At 62.6% G+C, this 14,184-nt stretch carries 15 protein-coding genes, 1 tRNA gene and 1 other RNA gene; 11 read left to right on the top strand and 6 right to left on the bottom strand.

Annotated features, from left to right (window positions below; all coding sequences use genetic code 11):
- Positions 1 to 55 precede the first annotated feature (55 nt).
- A complete protein-coding gene (locus HMPREF3092_RS04810; RefSeq protein WP_070424017.1) occupies positions 56 to 1,561 on the bottom strand; it encodes a L,D-transpeptidase in 1,506 nt (501 codons plus the stop codon).
- Between the two features lie 238 nt (positions 1,562 to 1,799).
- Positions 1,800 to 1,895: signal recognition particle sRNA small type (ffs, locus tag HMPREF3092_RS04805), an RNA gene on the bottom strand.
- Between the two features lie 192 nt (positions 1,896 to 2,087).
- Between ffs and HMPREF3092_RS04800 the strand changes: the two genes are divergently transcribed.
- Together HMPREF3092_RS04800 and HMPREF3092_RS04795 are read left to right on the top strand one after the other, a co-directional pair.
- A tRNA-Ser gene (locus HMPREF3092_RS04800) sits at positions 2,088 to 2,173 on the top strand.
- Positions 2,174 to 2,367: 194 nt separating this feature from the next.
- Positions 2,368 to 3,075: a DUF1345 domain-containing protein gene (locus tag HMPREF3092_RS04795; RefSeq protein ID WP_070424016.1), complete on the top strand. Its 708-nt coding sequence runs from the start codon at positions 2,368 to 2,370 to the stop codon at positions 3,073 to 3,075.
- On the opposite strand, the gene HMPREF3092_RS04790 is transcribed toward HMPREF3092_RS04795, so the two are convergent.
- On the bottom strand, positions 3,053 to 3,547 hold the full coding sequence (locus tag HMPREF3092_RS04790) for a hypothetical protein (protein WP_070424015.1): 495 nt from the start codon (positions 3,545 to 3,547) through the stop codon (positions 3,053 to 3,055). The two genes, HMPREF3092_RS04795 and HMPREF3092_RS04790, sit on opposite strands and share 23 nt — an antisense overlap.
- Before the next feature lie 178 nt (positions 3,548 to 3,725).
- Here HMPREF3092_RS04790 and HMPREF3092_RS04785 point away from each other — a divergent pair, with 178 nt between their 5' ends.
- Complete coding sequence (locus HMPREF3092_RS04785) at positions 3,726 to 4,067, top strand: cupin domain-containing protein (protein ID WP_070424014.1); 342 nt, start codon at positions 3,726 to 3,728, stop codon at positions 4,065 to 4,067.
- A 25-nt stretch (positions 4,068 to 4,092) separates the two neighbouring features.
- Here the strand turns inward: HMPREF3092_RS04785 and HMPREF3092_RS04780 are convergent, their stop codons facing one another.
- Positions 4,093 to 4,629: a type 1 glutamine amidotransferase domain-containing protein gene (locus tag HMPREF3092_RS04780; protein WP_070424013.1), complete on the bottom strand. Its 537-nt coding sequence runs from the start codon at positions 4,627 to 4,629 to the stop codon at positions 4,093 to 4,095.
- Positions 4,630 to 4,940: 311 nt separating this feature from the next.
- Here HMPREF3092_RS04780 and HMPREF3092_RS04775 point away from each other — a divergent pair, with 311 nt between their 5' ends.
- Positions 4,941 to 5,123, top strand: coding sequence for a CsbD family protein (locus tag HMPREF3092_RS04775; RefSeq protein ID WP_070424012.1), 183 nt, complete (start codon positions 4,941 to 4,943; stop codon positions 5,121 to 5,123).
- A 99-nt stretch (positions 5,124 to 5,222) separates the two neighbouring features.
- Here the strand turns inward: HMPREF3092_RS04775 and HMPREF3092_RS04770 are convergent, their stop codons facing one another.
- Complete coding sequence (locus HMPREF3092_RS04770; protein WP_070424011.1) at positions 5,223 to 5,780, bottom strand: hypothetical protein; 558 nt, start codon at positions 5,778 to 5,780, stop codon at positions 5,223 to 5,225.
- 136 nt (positions 5,781 to 5,916) lie between these two features.
- Here HMPREF3092_RS04770 and HMPREF3092_RS11505 point away from each other — a divergent pair, with 136 nt between their 5' ends.
- The gene (locus HMPREF3092_RS11505) at positions 5,917 to 6,051 is read left to right on the top strand and encodes a hypothetical protein (RefSeq protein WP_019174449.1); all 135 of its coding nucleotides are present in this window, start codon (positions 5,917 to 5,919) and stop codon (positions 6,049 to 6,051) included.
- 96 nt (positions 6,052 to 6,147) lie between these two features.
- Here the strand turns inward: HMPREF3092_RS11505 and HMPREF3092_RS04765 are convergent, their stop codons facing one another.
- Entirely contained in the window at positions 6,148 to 6,621 is a 474-nt protein-coding gene (locus HMPREF3092_RS04765) for a flavodoxin family protein (protein ID WP_331711384.1), read from the bottom strand.
- An 8-nt stretch (positions 6,622 to 6,629) separates the two neighbouring features.
- Here HMPREF3092_RS04765 and HMPREF3092_RS04760 point away from each other — a divergent pair, with 8 nt between their 5' ends.
- The 6 genes from HMPREF3092_RS04760 (at position 6,630) to HMPREF3092_RS04735 (ending at position 14,098) form a co-directional block, all read left to right on the top strand.
- Positions 6,630 to 7,502 (top strand): Sir2 family NAD-dependent protein deacetylase, encoded by an 873-nt coding sequence (locus HMPREF3092_RS04760; protein WP_070424010.1) that lies wholly within the window; start codon positions 6,630 to 6,632, stop codon positions 7,500 to 7,502.
- A gap of 74 nt (positions 7,503 to 7,576) precedes the next feature.
- Positions 7,577 to 8,194 (top strand): TIGR03085 family metal-binding protein, encoded by a 618-nt coding sequence (locus tag HMPREF3092_RS04755; RefSeq protein WP_070424009.1) that lies wholly within the window; start codon positions 7,577 to 7,579, stop codon positions 8,192 to 8,194.
- Positions 8,195 to 8,244: 50 nt separating this feature from the next.
- A complete protein-coding gene (locus tag HMPREF3092_RS04750) occupies positions 8,245 to 11,118 on the top strand; it encodes a DNA polymerase III subunit gamma and tau (RefSeq protein WP_070424008.1) in 2,874 nt (957 codons plus the stop codon).
- A complete protein-coding gene (gene recR, locus HMPREF3092_RS04745; protein ID WP_070424007.1) occupies positions 11,115 to 11,717 on the top strand; it encodes a recombination mediator RecR in 603 nt (200 codons plus the stop codon). Before HMPREF3092_RS04750 ends, recR begins: the two co-directional genes overlap by 4 nt.
- Positions 11,718 to 11,774: 57 nt before the next feature.
- Positions 11,775 to 13,070: an aspartate kinase gene (locus HMPREF3092_RS04740; RefSeq protein ID WP_061940957.1), complete on the top strand. Its 1,296-nt coding sequence runs from the start codon at positions 11,775 to 11,777 to the stop codon at positions 13,068 to 13,070.
- Complete coding sequence (locus HMPREF3092_RS04735) at positions 13,067 to 14,098, top strand: aspartate-semialdehyde dehydrogenase (protein ID WP_070424006.1); 1,032 nt, start codon at positions 13,067 to 13,069, stop codon at positions 14,096 to 14,098. Before HMPREF3092_RS04740 ends, HMPREF3092_RS04735 begins: the two co-directional genes overlap by 4 nt.
- Positions 14,099 to 14,184: the final 86 nt, after the last annotated feature.

Below are 14,184 nucleotides of genomic sequence, written 5' to 3'. Positions count from 1 at the left end.
GAGGTGGGGCTCACCTGGAAAGGTGAGCCCCACCTCGTGCTTTGTGTGGAGGAAGTCAGTCGGTGCTTTCCTCGGTGGCCGATTCGCTGGGTGCCGAGGTTCCCTCGGTGGGGGAGCCGGTCGCGTCAGCCGACGGCGATGCCGAGGCGGCGTTGTCCTTCATGGCTTCTTCGGCTGCTTCGCGCTGGTCAGCCGGGATGGCCGACAGGGCGGTCCAGTCGTCCCATTCGTAGGTCCAGTCCGCAACATCTCCCGAGGCGGGGCTGAGCGAAACGCTAGAGCCCTTGATTTCGACGGGGTCGCCGTAGAGGGCGGAGTTGAAGTACTTCTGCGCGCTGCCGGGGGCGAGGTTGACACAGCCGTGCGACACGTTTGCCGATCCCTGCGAGCCGACCGACCACGGTGCGCCGTGGATGAACTCGCCGTTGTTGTGGATGCGCACAGCGTGCCTGGTGGGGGTTTCGTAGTCCCACTGCTGGCTGCGCATGACGTAGTACTCGTGCTTGGACATCACGATGTGCGTGCCGTTGTGGGTTTCCGTGCGCGAACCGGCACGGCCGAAGGACGCGGGGAAGTCCCACTTGGTTTCGCCGTTTCGCTTGACGACCATGCGGTGGGTCTTGGTGTTGCCCTCAACCACCTGGTTGCGGTCGACCGTGAACTTCAGTTCGACGTCCTTTTCGCCCTTCTGCCTCTTGCCCATGGGGACGTCCTTGAGGTTCATGCGAAGGTCAACATCGGTGTGCTCGGGCCAGTATTCGCGCGGTCGGTAGTGGATGCGTGAAATCCCGTCGACATCGGGAAGCCAAGCCCAGGAGCCTTCGACGTCGCGGTTGTTGCCGTCGGCGTCCTTGAACGACAGGCCCAGGCGGCTTTCCACGGTGGCGCGGAACTCCTCCGGCACTGTGCTGCCGAAGTTCACAATAATGGGCGCACCGACACCGACCTTCTGGTTGTCGCCGATGAGGGTGCGGGCGCTGATCTCGGTGCGCTCGAGCTTGTCGGTGTCGACCGTGCCGGTGAGAGTGTGCTCCTTGCCGTCAGCGTCGAGTGCCGAAGCGGTCCACGTGTAGGTCGAATCTCCGGCAAGCCGGTAGGAAGACTCCCACGCGGTCTGCTGATCGTCGGAGGCTTCTTCGCCGGTTGAAGCTGAGGGGTCAGCGGATGCGTCAGCGGACGGGTCAGTGGACGCGTCTGCCGAAGAGTCAGCGGAGGGGTCGGCACTTTCCGAAGCGTCCTCTGAAGATTCGTCTGAATCTTCGGCTGCGTCAGTGGCGCCGTCAGTTGGTTCTTCTGAGGCATCGTCTGAGGGGTCTTTGAACTCGCCCAGGTCGACAAGAGAGCCTTCGGCGTCGTCGTCGATCAGCTGCACGTTTTCGAACGTGCCGTCAGTGACCTTGAGGGCGAGCTTCTTCCCAGGAGCGTCCGCGGTCACTTCAACCGTGGGCTTGGGAACCTCTTTTTTGGCGATTGGATTCGTTTCGTCAACAACCGAGCATCCGCTGATGAGCAGAAGAGCTGACGTTGCCGCTGCGGCAGCGGACAAGAGGCGAAAACGCACGGGAGACCCCTTCGGAAAGGCTGATATAAAGCGCTGTTGAGCAGTGATCGGGCAACGCGCTGATGCTGCCCGAGGCACGATTTTGAGCTTCCGCGATTGTACCTTTCGCTTTTGGTTGCAATGTTGCATCTTGATTGCGAAAGGGTCACAGGCGATGTGTGCCCATTATCAGCACTGGTCCGCGCCGTGAGGGGAAGTTATAAGAAAGTGATAGACCGCGGTGGGGCGCCTTGAAGACGATAAGGGCCCTTCGCGCACCCAGTAGAGCTTGCTTACCCTTGCTACCTTCCGGTCCTGGGGGAGTTCACAAGATGCTGCCACGCGAAGGGCCGAATCGAGTATAGGCCATGTGGGAACGACAAAGCGAACGCGCAGGGGTGGAGTGGGGGAGTGCGGGCAGTTTTTAGGACATCTATAGGACAGCCCCTCTTTTCGCGATGCGGGCAGTGCGGTTTGCGCAGGCTGTGTTCATCTGCGGTTTACGGCTGATTCGTCCTTCCGCACAAACTTCTGTATGCTGTCTTGCGGAGGATTCGCATAGCGGCCTAGTGCGCACGCCTGGAACGCGTGTTGGGTTAATAGCCCTCAGGGGTTCAAATCCCCTATCCTCCGCGCGATGAAGAAGGCCCCTGACCATATGGTCAGGGGCCTTCGGGTTGTTCTGGTGGAGCGCTCCAGTGCTGATGGTGGGCCGTACATCGGCCCACGGTGCCCGGATTCGTCACGGTCGAGCACTTATTCGCACTGCTCCTGCCTGGCTACACTGTTTCCAGCACCGAATCTGCGATGCGAGTGAGGGTAAGCCGTTGAAGACTGCGACCGATGACGTCCGCTACTCTGTTTCGACTGTTTCCGCGATTCTCCTGACCCTGCTGATCGAAACGGCCTGGATTCTCCTGCTGCGCCCCGACTCGACGGGCAGATCACTGTCTACTGAGCTCCTCGTCCTCTTCTACCTGCTGTTCTGGAACTTTTTCGTCATCATCTACGTCACGTGGACGATACGGAGCTACAAGCACCTAAGCGGATCGGCGCTCATCGGACAGGTTCGTCGCGAAGTTCGGATGCAGAGTCGCTGGTGGGCGCGGGCTTTAGGGTTCAGCGGTGCGACGAACTTCGCTGTCACCGCTGCCGCCTTCGCCATCTTCCTGACCGTCGTGCTTGCCCAGACTGAGATGGTGCGCCAGTCGCCGCTCTACCTCGCACTCGGCGTCGTCGCCGTTGCCGCCTCCTGGGTGTTCATGGTTCTCGCCTTCGCCTCCGCCTACATGCACCTAAACGTGCCCGATGCCGACAAGCGCCACATCCGCTTCCACAGCGAACCGCCCGAGGATTTCGACGACTACCTCACCCTGGCAGTGCTCGCCTCGACGATGGCTGCCGGCTTTTCAGCAGAGATCCGCACGAAGGCTGCCTGGAAGCAGGTGCGCACCAACGTCGTCGTCGCCTTCGGGTTCAACTCGCTCGTGCTCGCGATGATCGTCTCGGTCGTCATCTCCGCTCTGACTCGGTGACGGCACCGCGGCCGGAGACACCGACTGCGGCGGCAGGTGCGATGAGTGCTCGAGCTTGTACCCAGGTGAAGGCGGCGAGCACAAAGAACAGTGCCGCGTCGAGGGCTATGTAGATGACATGCACTGAACTGCCCGCTTCTGCAGTGCCGGCGAGCACGGCTTCGGTGCGCGCATTCAAGAGCGGGCGCACGAGTGCGACCTTGACGATCAGCAGTCCGGCGATCGTCGCCAGCAGTGTCCAGGCCGGGCGGATGTGCCGGGTCGTGACGACGGCTGCAATGAGGATGAGCGCGAGCACGCCTTCGGCGATGTTCATCGCAGTGAACACAAGCCGTCCGATGCCCAGCCCCAGCGGGATCGTGATGCCGGGGGCCTGGAACTTCAGCGGCGCCTCAATGAGGTCGATGGCGATGATGAGACCCAGCCAGATGGCAGGGATGACAAGCCGGGCAGTTAGAGCGGCAGAACGCATGGCCGTAGTCTATGTCCAGTCGGCGCCGCTGCCGTCAGCTGATCAGCATGTTCAACCGGTAGTCCCAAAGCGGCAGCTGACGCCCTGCCGACGTTTGATGATCGTCGGCTGACATGCACTGTGCGATCGGCCTGGCACCACCCTAGGGGAGGGTTTGGACTTGTCTAGACTGATGGGCATGACCTTCTCGATCACCGACGTCGGCAACGAACTGCTCGAACGTGCGGCCGACGAACCGACGAAGCTGGCGACCAAACGGATCCCCTCGGACAATGCCGCAATCGTGCGCATGCTCATCGCGATGCGTGCGGGCGCGCAGCTGTCCGACCACCCCAACCCCGGTGAGGCGGTCATCACAATCCACCGCGGAGCCGCCACCCTGACCGGCGCATCCGGTGAGACGATCGCCCTCGACTCCGGTGAGACCGCGGACATCCCACAGGAGACCCACCGGCTTGATGCTGACCGTGACACGATCGCTGTGCTCACTCTCGTCCACCGCAGCCGCCTGCAGTCGTGAACCATGGCTGGTCAGCAGCTGAACGTCACTTCGAGAGGGCCTCGATGAGTGCGGCGTTGAAGACCTCCAGATCACCGGGGTTGCGAGAGGTGATGAGGTTGCCGTCGACGACGAGTTCGGAGTCCTCCCAAGCTGCTCCAGCGTTCTGCATGTCGACCTTGATCGACTCGTACGAGGTCAGCTTGCGTCCCTTGGCCAGACCAGTCTGGGCAAGGATCCAGGGAGCGTGGCAGATCGCAGCGACAGGCTTGTCGGCTGCGAAGAACGCCTCAACGAGTTTGCTTGCATCTGCATCAAGGCGCAGTGAGTCGGCGTTGAGCGTGCCGCCGGGCAGTACGAGCATGTCGTAGTCATCGGCATTGGCATCCGCGACCGGGACGTCGACGTCGAAGACCTCGGCGTGCTCCCAGTCGCCCTCCATTGCCTGCAACGTGCCCTCACTGGGGGACACGATGAATGTCTGAGCGCCGGCTTCGTCAAGCGCCTTACGCGGGCTAGTGAGTTCGACCTGCTCGACGCCGCGCGTGAGCAGGAATGCAACTTTCTTATCGGACAGGGCCATGGTGCTCCTTCCATTGGGTGCGTTCACCACATCTGGATGAACGATGCAGGCCAGGCGAGTATTCCGTGCCCGAGGCAGTGGGTGCCGCCGTTGCAGATTCACGCTTTAATGCAGAGTCACGCGTTGTTGCAGCGCATTAACGCGTGAGTCTGCATTACCGCGCAAATCTGGCGTGCTTGGCCACAGCCTGGGAAAAGCCTTGGCATACCGTCGTATTCAGTCACATCGCTTGAAAGCCGGCCGCTTGTGCGAAAGGGTGAAGGAACCAGGTGTCGCACCGGCGGCGCCGCTGACTGCACAAGGAGAAGACTATGGGCCTCGGAGACGACATCAAGAGCAAGGCTGAAGAACTCAAGGGCCGTGCCAAGGAGGCTGTCGGCGCTGCATCTGACGACAGCGAACTCAAAACCGAAGGCAAGGGCGACCAGGGCAAGGCCAAGCTCGACCAGGTTAAGGGCGACATCAAGGACGTCGCCGACAACTTCAAGAACTGATCGGCTGGACGCAGCCGCGGTGTTCATCACCGCCTAGATCACGAGGTGCCGCTCACCTGGAAAGGTGAGCGGCACCTCGTCATTTGGGGTGGGCCGGGATCAGGCCTCGGCGTACCACTCAGCATTGCCCGCAGCGGAACCGCGATCGGCAATGGACATGCGTACGGGGGAGGCCGCCGCGTCTTCAGCTGTGGGCGGGGTCGAGAAGAAATCGAATGACAGATCGTCGGGGCGCTGGGAGCCGTGGAGCACATTTGTCTGCGCCAAATAGTTCACTGCGGGGCCGGTGATCAGATATGAGTGTCCGTTGGACAGTTCGACGATGAGGACATCTGGGGAATGCCCGTGCACAGCATCGACGTCGAGGTGTGCAATCGGTGTGACAGCCTTGCGCAGACGGCGCAGCGGAATGATGCGCGCCAGGCCGATTTTGATGAAGTAGATGCCGGGAACCACAATCAGCAGCGACGCGAGAGTCGCAATTGTCTTCGCGGGGCCCGAAAGCGGCGAGGTCAGGACCGTGTAGACAAGGCCAGCGGAAAAGAAGAAAAAACCGAAGCCGCTGATGAAGTTCCAGCTGGGCTGATTGATTTCAGAGGTGATCCACAGCTGGTCCTCCTGGCGCAGCTGCGGGCGCTCCGCGGGATTCGTGGTCACAAGTGCCTTTCTGCGGGGGCTACGGTACAGAACAGTTTATCTGGGTCTTCTCAGCGGAAGTTCACCTGCTGAGCTTTACAGGCGGGGGTCGGATGCGAAAGTGTGAAAGAGCAGTCGATTCGAAAGGAGCCCGCAAATGGGACTCGGAGATAAGTTCAACGACGCCAAGGACAAGTTCAACGACGCGAAGGACACCGTCAACGAACACCAGGACGACATCAACAACGCCAAGGACAAGGTGAACGAAGTCAAGGACAAGTTCAACAAGTGACTTCGTTCGGAACGGTCCGGTAAGTCCGGACCTGTCCGGCAAACCAAAGGGCGACTGCGGTTCTCCACCGCAGTCGCCCTTTGGTTTGCCCGTGGCTCAGCCCATGACTGATGCGGCGACTGTCGCCGCGGCCTCTGTCAGCTGTTCTCTGCGTTCGTCGGTGACGTCGCCGGTGAAGACGACCGCGGGGGCCGCGAGCTTCCACCCCAGACCGGTGGTGATCTGCTCCATTGCCCTTTCAGCACCGGTCGTGTCGAATCCGCCGCGGATCCAGTACGTGAAGGGGCGGCCCTTGGTGGGTTCGCGCACATCGTCATACACGGTGTCGAAGAAGTGCTTGAGCGCGCCGGAAATGTAGCCGAAGTTCGCGGTGGTGCCCAGCACGTAGGCGTCAGCGGCAAGAACATCCTCAACGGTCGCCTCGAGAGCCTGGCGCTCAACGAGTTCAACGCCTTCCAGCTCTGGCATGCATATGCCCGCCCGTGCCGCCTCGGCAAGCGGTGTGACCGTGTCGGTGGGGGAGTGGTGAACCAAGAGTACGGTAGCCATACGGCCACTGTATCGCCGCAAGGAGCCACATGAGCATTATTCGCGACCCGCTGCGCGGGATCGTCCGCCCGGAACCCAGCCACACGGACGAAGAGATCCTCGACGTGCTGTGCTCCCGGCCGGTTCGCGACTGGGCCGTTCTCACTGGAGCCGGGTTCAGCACGGATTCGGGGCTGCCGGACTATCGAGGCCCATCGTCGGTCAATCGTCGTCCCATGACGTTTCAGCAGCTGACCGCATCCCGGGAAAACCACACCCACTACTGGGCGCGATCCTGGATGGGGTGGTCCTTCATGCGTGATGCCCAGCCCAATGAAGCGCATTTGTCGTTGGCCCAGCTGTACCCGGCGGCACTCCTTACACAGAACGTCGACGGTCTGCACCAAAAGGCAGGTTCGCGGGGAGTTCTGGATCTTCACGGCCGATTGGATCGCGTTGTGTGCCTGGACTGCCGGGCAATGTACGACCGCGAATGGGTACAGCAGAGGCTCGATGAAGAGAACGCGAACTTCCTGCGTGACCACAGGGAGGCCATCGACATGGTCGAAATAGCTCCCGATGGCGATGTTCCCCTGCAGGACACCGCCGACTTTCGCATGATCGACTGTCCCGCTTGCGGAGGTCTGCTCAAACCCGATGTGGTGTTCTTCGGCGAAACAGTGCCCAAGGAGCGCTCCCTGGATGCCACTGCCGCGGCCGCAGCGGCGCCGGGCCTAATAGCGGCCGGCACATCCCTGGCTGTGATGTCCGGCCTGCGCTTTGTGCGCCAGGCGGCTAAAGAGGGCAGGCCGGTGGTTATCATCACCGATGGGCCGACCCGGGCAGATGAACTGGCCGACTACCGGTCGCTCAGTCGGGTGGGGGAATTCTTCCGGGCTTGGAAAGACAGAGTGCTTAGGTGATGCGCCGCTTTTGAATGGAGCTTCTGCGTCTTTGGGCGTATCCAAATCCGCACTGTGTGACTAGGCTGGGACACATGACGAATTTCGCCCGTTCCGAGAGGCTCACGCTCGCGGCTCTTCTCCGCGAAGTAGGCCCAGATGCCCCTACTCTCTGTGACGGCTGGAGCACGCGCGATCTTGCCGTCCACATCGTCCTCCGCGACCGCTATCCGTCCGCCATGGCGGGCGAGGCGAGCGAGGTGACCGCCAAAATTCCGTTCCTGAACAAGCGCGCTGAACAGCGCCGGCGCGAACTCGGCGAACTCGACTGGAAGCAGCTGGTCGGGATGGTCGCAGAAGGCCCCGGGATGCTGTCTCCGGTCGGCTGGGGTCCAGGTGAAATCCTTGCGAACACAGTCGAGTTCTACGTGCACGTAGAAGATGTGCGCCGGGCTCGCCGCGGGTGGACGCGCCGCAACATCCTGCCCGAACTCGAACAGCAGCTGTGGTCGGCGCTGCCGACCATGGTGCGCCTTCCCCCGTGGCGGCCGGAAACAGCAGTGAAGTTCATCGCGCTGGGCATCGGAGAGTTCTCGTTCGGCAAGACCGACGTCAAGTCGAAAGTCGTCTCCGGCAAGCCCTCTGAAATTGTGCTCTATGCGCTTGGGCGACAGGAGCAGGCTCAGGTCGAGGTGCGCTCGGAGAAGATCTGAATGGGGCCTGGCGCAGATCTCATGTCAGTGCCTCCCAGTAGGCTGTAGACGTGTCAACAGCTCTGTATCGTCGCTATCGCCCCGACACCTTCGACCAGGTGATCGGCCAGGAACACGTGACCGATCCGCTCAAGGCCGCTCTGGCCGGTGGTCGGGTCAACCACGCGTACCTGTTCTCCGGCCCACGCGGCTGCGGCAAAACCACCAGTGCGCGCATTCTGGCGCGGTGCCTCAACTGCGCGGAAGGGCCCACGCCCACGCCGTGCGGTGAATGCGCCAGCTGCCGCGACCTCGCAACGGGCGGACCGGGATCACTGGACGTCGTGGAAATCGACGCCGCATCGAACTCCGGTGTCGATGATGCGCGTGACCTGCGCGAACGTGCTGTCTACGCGCCGGCTCGAGACCGCTACAAGGTATTCATCCTCGACGAAGCCCACATGGTCACCCCGCAGGGCTTCAACGCGCTGCTCAAACTGGTGGAAGAACCACCAGAGCACGTCAAATTCATCTTCGCCACGACCGAACCTGAAAAGGTCATCGGCACTATTCGCTCGCGCACTCACCACTACCCGTTCCGCTTGGTGCCGCCGGACACCATGACCTCGTACCTGGATCACCTGTGCCAGCAGGAGGGTGTGCCGGTGGGCAAGGGTGTGCTGCCGCTTGTGGTCCGCGCCGGCGGCGGTTCAGTGCGTGACTCCCTGTCTGTTCTCGATCAGCTGATTGCCGGGTCAGGGCCAGATGGAATCGACTACGGACGGGCCACGGCTCTTCTGGGCTACACGCCTGATTCGCTGTTGGGTGACATCGTCGATGCCTTCTCGGCGGGCGACGGTGCGGCTGTCTATCGCGTGGTCGATCGGGTTATCGAATCCGGGCAGGACCCCCGCCGTTTTGTTGAAGACCTCCTGGAGCGCATTCGCGACCTCCTGGTGATCAGCACCTCCCCGCAGAACGCTCGCGCCTTCCTGCCGCAGGCTCCCGAAGACCTCCTGGAACGGCTCGTCCAGCAGTCACAGACCCTCGGTCCGGCAGAACTGTCCCGTGCCGGCGACCTCCTCAATGCCGGTCTTTCAGAAATGACCGGAGCGACATCACCGCGCCTGCAGCTCGAACTCATCTGCGCGCGCATCCTGCTGCCGGCCATGGACGGCGCGCGCAGCTCCGTGCTGTCCCGTGTCGAACGCATGGAACGACGGGTGGGCATGCAGGCATCCGGAGCCGTTCCGGGTATGCCCCAGGCGACGGCTGGACAAGCCGCTATGCCGGCAGTCGAACAGCCGGGCGCCGAACAAACGGAAGCCGGCAGCCAGCAGGCTGGACAGCAGAGTACGCCTGCTTCGCAGAACGCTGCCCAGCAGGGAAGCCGCTCCGGCCAGCCGACATCCTCGGCTCAGCAGGAGTCGCGTGACTCCTGGGATGATCTCGACGATCTCGCCGATGTCGCTTCGCAAGCTGAAGCGCTCGCCTCCGGACAGTCCGAACCGCAACAGGAAAGCCAGAAGGAATCGGCTCCACAGGCAGCCCCAGCACAGGAATCCTCACCGGTGCCACAGCGTGACGGCGGCACCCGCAGTGAACAGCGCGGCGAACAGCCGGAACCGCAGGCAGCGGCGGCAGCAGAAGCGCCACAGGGCCAGCAGCAGAACCGCAAGCCACAGCCCAGTGAGCCGCAGCGAACAGCTGCTCCGGCCTCGGCGCCGCCGACTGCCCAACAGCCTGCTCAACCGCAGGCGGCAGCAAGCCCCGCGGGGCAGGACATCGACGCCATCCGCCGTTCGTGGCAGGCGATTCTCGACGTGGTCGGCCGCAGCGCCAAACTGGCCCGCGCAGTACTGGCAGGCAACGCCGTGCCGCAAGATCTGCAGGACGGCCGACTGCTCCTGGCCTTTAACAACCAAGGTGCGGTCGGTGCGTTCACGCGCGGATCCAATCCGCAGGCCCTCGAAGCCGCCGTCAGCGAAGTCCTCGGACTGACGGTGAAAGTCGACATCGGGCAGGTGGGCGAACACGTCAACCTGCGCATGGACGCACCCGCATCCGGGTACCAATCGCCCTCAACCCACGAAAACCCCAGCGGCCAGCACCAGCAGGCGCCTCGGGAAAGCGGGAACCGCGAAACCCGGCCGGCCAACCGGCCGACAGAAGCCCAGATCCAGGCGGTTGTCGGCCAGCAGGCCATGGACCAGGAAGTCCCCGACCGCGAACAGTACTGGCAGCAAACCCCCGAAGACGACGACCAGGAGGGCGATCAGCCGGCCGTCGACCACGGTGAGTTCACGCCAGAACCGGAATCTGCCCCGACAGGCAGCGAAGCAGCGGAACCGGAGCCTGCAGGTGAAGATGCAGGCGAGGCCGACTACTCCTCGGCTGGCAACTGGGAACCGGAACCTGAGCCCACCTCGCAAGACAGCTGGGACGCTGAGCCGGAAGACGCCGGCACGTCCTGGGGCGATGGTGCCGTCGAAGCCCCGGCGGTCGTCGTGCCGCCGCCAGCCGACATCGACGACACACCAGAACAGCAGGACAGCCCCGCGGAAGAACGCCAGCCCGCGGAGGAAAGCTCAGCGGCTGACGACTACGACTTCATCGGCGCCTACGCCGACGAAGACATCTTCGCAGGCCCACCCACATCGACAGTGCAGGAACAGGCCCCGCAGCAGCGGGAAAACCCGTACGCCTACGTGGGCAACATGGGCCGGCCCGACAGCGTGGATCAACCGGCTCACGTCGACCCCGCTAACAGCTGGCAGGAGACCGGCCAAACCCCAACGGCTGACGGCTGGGGTGAGGCCGCAGAATCCGATTACCCCGACTTCAACGTCGACGAAGACCTCGATGTGTCTGAATCCCCAGAAGTCGGCATTCCCGTCGTCCAGCGCCTGCTGGGCGGAGTCATCCTCGAAGAGATCACCGAATGAGTGTTTACGAAGGCGCACTTGCCGACCTTGTTGAAGAGTTCGGCAAGCTGCCCGGCATTGGCCCCAAATCCGCACAGCGGCTGGCTTTCTACGTCATGCAGTCACCGCGCGAAGACGTTGATTCGCTCATCAGCGCTCTCACAAACGTCAAAACACACGTCCGCTTCTGCGACCAGTGCGGCAACGTGGCAGAAGGCGAACTGTGCTCCATCTGCTCTGATCCGCGCCGCGACAGCAGCCTCATCTGCGTCGTAGAAGAGCCCAAAGATGTTGTCGCACTCGAACGGACACGCGAATACCGCGGGCTGTACCACGTTCTCGGCGGCGCAATCGATCCCATGTCCGGCATCGGGCCCGACGACCTGCGGATCCGCGAACTTCTGCCCAGACTGCAGAGCGACGACGTCCAGGAGTGCATTCTCGCCACCGACCCCAACCTCGAAGGCGAAGCAACAGCCACGTACCTCATCCGCCTGCTGTCCTCAATCGGCGTCACCGTCTCAAAATTGGCCTCCGGCCTGCCAGTGGGCGGTGATCTCGAATACGCTGACGAAGTCACATTGGGAAGAGCGTTCCAAGGCCGCACAAAAGTCAGCTGAACGCCGTCCTCTAAACTGATCAGCGGTAAACAGCGCTGCCGGGAGAAAGTGTGTGAAGTGAGCCTAGTCGTCCAGAAATTCGGCGGGTCCTCCGTAGCTGACGCCGACGGCGTCAAGCGCGTTGCCAAACGGATTGTCGAATACCGCAAAGCCGGCCACGACGTCGTAGTCGTCGTATCCGCAATGGGCGATTCGACAGACGACCTCATCGACCTCGCAAAAGAAGTCTCGCCGCTGCCGCCGGCCCGTGAACTCGACATGCTGCTGACCGCGGGAGAGCGCATCTCCATGGCCGTGCTCGCCATGGCAATCGCAAACCTGGGCTACTCCGCGCAGTCGTTCACCGGCTCCCAGGCCGGTGTCATCACCGACGAAGCATTCGGGCGCGCACGCATCATCGACGTCACCCCCGGCCGCATCCAGGAAGCCATCGACAAAGGCAACATTGCGATCGTCGCGGGCTTCCAGGGTGTTTCCCAGAACACCAAGAACATCACCACGCTGGGCCGCGGCGGGTCTGACACCACGGCGGTGGCACTCGCGGCGGCACTGGGCGCTGACGTGTGTGAAATCTTCTCCGACGTTGACGGTGTCTTCACCGCAGACCCGCGAATCGTCCCCACCGCCAGCCAGATCGGCACCATTTCCTACGCCGAAATGCTCGAACTGGCCGCCAGCGGAGCCAAAATCCTCCACCTGCGCGCCGTTGAATACGCACGCCGCTACGGAGTGCCGATTCATGTGCGCTCCAGCTTCAGCCCCCACCCGGGCACCTGGGTGACAGACGAACCCGTACCACCCGAATTCGCAGACGACGTAAAGAAGGAAGCCATGGAACAGGCCATCATCTCCGGTGTTGCGCACGACCGCTCCGAAGCCAAGCTGACCGTGGTCGGCGTCCCGGATATTCCGGGTAAGGCCTCGGAGATCTTCCGGATCGTGGCCAGCGAAGAGATCAACATCGACATGATCGTGCAGAACATCTCGACCACGCAGAACGGCCGGACCGACATTTCCTTCACCCTCCCCATGTCTGACGGGGCCAAGGCTATGAAGGCCCTCGAAGCGCAGCGCGACAACGTCGGCTTTGAAGACCTGCGGTATGACGACCAGATCGGCAAGCTCTCCGTGGTCGGCGCCGGCATGCGCTCACACCCCGGTGTGACAGCAACACTGTTTGAAGCGCTCAAAGACGCCAAGGTCAACATCGAAATGATTTCGACGTCAGAAATCCGCATCAGCGTGGTGACCCGCGCAGACGCCCTCGACGACGCCGTGCGCGCCGCACACACCGCATACGATCTCGACGGATCTGAAAGCGAAGCAATTGTCTACGGAGGTACAGGACGATGAGCCTTAATCTCGGCATTGTCGGGGCTACCGGCCAGGTTGGCGAGGTCATCCGCGACATTCTCGAAACCGAACCCGGCTTCGAAATCGCGAGTGTTCGCTTCTTCGCCTCGGCCCGTTCGGCAGGCACAACTCTGCCGTTCCGCGGCGAGCAGATTGTTGTAGAGGACGCCGCCGAAGCTGATCCCGCGGGACTGGACGTGGCGCTTTTCTCCGCGGGCGGAGCGACTTCGCGGGCACAGGCAGAGCGCTTTGCCGCGGCCGGTGTGACCGTGATTGACAATTCATCGGCCTTCCGCGGTGACGACCAGGTGCCGCTTGTGGTCTCCGAAGTCAATCCGGAAGCCCTCGACTCGATCCCCAAGGGGATTGTTGCCAACCCCAACTGCACGACGATGGCTGCTATGCCGGTCCTCAAACCCCTCCACGACGAGGCGGGGCTTGTGCGCCTGAAGGTCGCCACCTATCAGGCGGTCTCGGGTTCCGGACTGGCCGGTGTCAACGAGCTCTACGGTCAGGCTGAAGATGTTCTTCCCGACTCCAAGCAGCTTGTGCGCGACGGTACGGCCGCGCGCTTCCCGGAGCCGAAGGTGTACACCGACCCGATTGCGTTCAACGTTCTGCCAATGGCAGGTTCGCTCGTGGATGACGGTTCGGGTGAAACCGACGAAGAGCAGAAGCTGCGCAACGAATCCCGCAAGATTCTGGGTCTGCCCGAACTGCTTGTTGCCGGCACCTGCGTGCGCGTGCCGGTGTTCTCCGGCCACTCGCTGGCAATCCACGCGGAGTTCGAAAACGACATCACACCGCAGCGCGCCGAGGAAATCCTTGCAGAAGCCGCCGGTGTTGAACTGGCGGACATTCCCACACCGCTGAAGGCCGCGGGCCGCAACCCGTCGTTTGTCGGCCGCATCCGAGCTGACCAGTCCGCGCCCGCGGGCAAGGGCCTGGTTCTATTCGTGTCGAACGACAACCTGCGCAAGGGCGCTGCTCTGAACACGGTTCAGCTGGCGGCCCTGCTGGATCGCTGACACGCTCAGTCGCCTGAGTTCACGGCGGGTGGGTGCGGTTGAAATGGCCGCACCCACCCTGCTTTTGTATGCCCGCGTGCGCATAT

Origin of the sequence: Brevibacterium sp. HMSC24B04 (genome assembly GCF_001806835.1) — a bacterium.
Lineage (GTDB): Bacteria > Actinomycetota > Actinomycetes > Actinomycetales > Brevibacteriaceae > Brevibacterium > Brevibacterium ravenspurgense.
Note: the sequence above shows the minus strand (reverse complement) of the source record. Positions and strands in the feature narration are given on the sequence as shown.